At 62.9% G+C, this 2821-nt stretch carries 6 protein-coding genes; all 6 read left to right on the forward strand.

Annotated features, from left to right (window positions below):
- Window positions 1–222, forward strand: a 222-nt coding sequence (locus ABJK70_RS23030) for a hypothetical protein (RefSeq protein ID WP_347259259.1), incomplete at its 5' end; no start/stop codon positions are given.
- Between the two features lie 9 nt (window positions 223–231).
- Window positions 232–441 carry a hypothetical protein gene (locus tag ABJK70_RS23035; RefSeq protein ID WP_347259260.1) on the forward strand — a complete coding sequence of 70 codons (210 nt, stop codon included), beginning with the start codon at window positions 232–234 and terminating at the stop codon, window positions 439–441.
- On the forward strand, window positions 428–859 hold the full coding sequence (locus ABJK70_RS23040; protein ID WP_347259261.1) for a hypothetical protein: 432 nt from the start codon (window positions 428–430) through the stop codon (window positions 857–859). The genes ABJK70_RS23035 and ABJK70_RS23040 overlap by 14 nt, the downstream gene beginning before the upstream one ends.
- Before the next feature lie 230 nt (window positions 860–1089).
- Window positions 1090–1674: a hypothetical protein gene (locus ABJK70_RS23045; protein WP_347259262.1), complete on the forward strand. Its 585-nt coding sequence runs from the start codon at window positions 1090–1092 to the stop codon at window positions 1672–1674.
- A gap of 3 nt (window positions 1675–1677) precedes the next feature.
- Window positions 1678–2175, forward strand: a complete 498-nt coding sequence (locus ABJK70_RS23050; RefSeq protein WP_347259263.1) for a hypothetical protein — start codon at window positions 1678–1680, stop codon at window positions 2173–2175.
- A complete protein-coding gene (locus ABJK70_RS23055; RefSeq protein WP_347259264.1) occupies window positions 2175–2624 on the forward strand; it encodes a hypothetical protein in 450 nt (149 codons plus the stop codon). Before ABJK70_RS23050 ends, ABJK70_RS23055 begins: the two co-directional genes overlap by 1 nt.
- Window positions 2625–2821: the final 197 nt, after the last annotated feature.

Raw genomic sequence — 2821 nt, forward strand, 5'->3', positions numbered from 1 at the left:
CTGATCGATCGCGCCAGCTACGAACGAGCCTCGTTCCAGACGGCGCGAGTCCTGCGCGATGCGCTCGTCGAAACCTTGCCGTCGAGGCTTGCGCCGGAACTGGCCGCCGTCACCGAGCCTTGGCCGCTCGAATGCCGGTTGCGTGACGCGATCCGGGCCGAGCTGCACGCAATCTGCAACACCCTAACCGACGACAGCCGCGACTGGTCCGGCAATCAATAGGGTTGCGCCGTGACAAAAACCATCGAAACCGCCGCCGAGCTGATTGACGGAGCGCGGGAGCTGGACCGGCGAATCGATGCCTTGCGGCAGACGGCGGCGATGCTCTTGCGCGAAATGTCGCCCATCGAGGTCGAGGCCGTTGCCCGACGGCTTGGGGGCGGCTGGACTGCCGAGGCGCTTGGTTGGCTCGCTGACGGAGGTCGGCGTGATCGCCGTTGACGATCTGGCGGCGCTGATCGATGGCGAGCCGATAACGCCCGAGCTTGCCGACTGGATACGCCGTGGCCTTCGGGACGCCATTGAAACGGGGCAACCCCTGGAGCGAGCCTTGCGGCTGACGGAGCTTCCCGGCCGGAGCTGGCGGGATGCGGTCCGTCAACGCAAGGCTAAGCTCCTTGTACGCCAAGCGGCGGACTTGATCCCGGCGCCTACCCCTTGGAGCCGAGCGGAGTCTTTGTTGAAGGAAATCGCCGCGTTCAGGCGCTACCGGTGGAGCCGGCTGCAAGGTCTCGATACCCCGCCGGACACCCTGGACGGCATTGAGCGGCACCTATTCGGGCTTTTCCAGCTCAGGAACGGGGAGGTTAGTTATTCGGTAGGGGCCATTTACACGATACTGACCAAGGGCGATTCGTAGAGCGTGCGCCAGGATGGTGGCAAATGTCGTCCATGGACGACATTTGCGATGACCGAGTTGCTTGCGATAACCATGTATCGGTGTGCAGTCTGAAACGAAAACGGCAGCAACGGCGCCCCGGTCGTCCTCCCCGTGATTTCGCCCCACTCGAAAAGCACCCCCATTCTCTTCGAGTGACAGCCGGCGGAGAATGGTCCCCAATCCAACGAACCGGAGGGCCGCAAACCACCATGAACATCAATTTTTCAAAATTGAATCGCCTCGAAGAGGCAAGCCGTCAAGCGCACGCCGTGCTCCTGTCCGTCATGGAGCGCCGAGACGAGGCCCGTTCAGATTTTTATCGCCGCCGCGACCAACTGAGGCGAGACAGCTACTCGGCTCCGCCGGATATTCGCGGCCCTATCCACGACTGGCTTGATCGCGGCTGCTCCCCGAAGCTCCCGGAGCTCCCCGCAACCGTTCAGACGGTTGGATGGACGACGGACGGAACCACCCACCATGCCGAGAGCCTGAGCCCGTGGCTCCGTCATGTGGCCGCCGTCGCCGACCTCAGGGCCCGGTTTGGCGAACTCGACGCCGAGCACCGCCGCGCGCACCAGCGATGGGAATCTCTGAGCGCTTGCCTGCCGGCGCTACGCGATTTCGCGCGGCAATACGGACGCCGGACACCCAATCAAACCGCCCGCTTGGCAAACGAGGCCACTCTGCCGGATGCCGGCAGCGATGTCGGCCGAGCCCATGCCGGGTATGCACCACCCGACCAGGCTGCCGCGTCGGCTCCGACGGGCGGTATTTTCGGTTTTTGGAGAAAATAAGACATGGCGAAAACCACGAATTTTGATACCGAGCTGGCGCGAATCCGCAACGAGATCGCCGCCGCGAAAGAAAAAATCGAGTGGCTTGCGGGCGCGCCCCTGCCGTACGAAGAGGCCTGCAAGCAAGCCAGCGACGCCGTTCGGGCTCAGGCGCGGCACGCCGACCTGAGCGTCGGCCGGTTTTGTCGGCCGGGGTATAGGGGGTCGGATCTTTTGCGCTCCAGTGGCGACTTGACGCAAATCATGTGTCGACTGTTCCCCGAGGCGATGGAGCATCGCCTGCACGCGCTGATTGCGGAGTTCTACCAGACCGTCGAACCCGGTCCGCCGCTGGCCGAACGCGCCGGCCGCAAGCTCGAATTGGAGCAGATGCTGTTCGACCTGGAACTCGCTGAGGAGCGGCTCATTTGCGACTGGGAGCGCGAGCACGGCCAGGTTTTTCCGAGACGGCGAGAAATCAACGTGGCTGTTGTTTTGGGTAGTTTTGAGGAGGCAGCGTAATGGCTAAGAGACCCCAAGACACCGTTTTCATGGTGGTTCAGCGCACGCACCCGGATGGCCGTGTGTCGCTTTATCGCAGATTTGGCGAAGGCGCGGCCGAGCAGACGGAAAAATTGATTGCCGATTCAGCCGGCCAGCTGGCTTGGACCGGCGTGACCAACGCGGACGTTAAGCCGGCATTGCTGTATGGGCTTCAGGGATCCGCTGAGCCGTTGACGCGGGCCGAAGACCCTCAGAAAACCGAAAGCGACGGGATTCAGGCTATGTGGGATCGGGCCCTGGGCCGCTCCGACACCCGGCTGCCGGAAGCCGCAGCCCCGACCGCGGCCAAGCCGTCGCCCGCGAAACAATGTTTCATCCCCGATCCAGGCGGCGCTGTTGCCGGATCCGGAGCACCGGCTGCCGATCCTGCAACTCAAGATGCCTGGTCCAGCTATCTCGGGCATTAACCCAGTCCTCGTACCGCTGCGCCGTGTCCGGCGTGTAAATGTAGCGGTAGCGGAGGTCACGCCGGACACCCTTCTTCCCAACACCCGGCATCGTGCCGGGTTTTTTCGTAACGTTACGGAAAAAGCACTATGGCAACCGGAAAAAAACTCAGTCTCTCGATCCTGCTGAAAACCATCGATCAGGCCACCGGCCCGAT

This window comes from Methylocaldum sp. (assembly GCF_039794385.1).
Lineage (GTDB): Bacteria > Pseudomonadota > Gammaproteobacteria > Methylococcales > Methylococcaceae > Methylocaldum.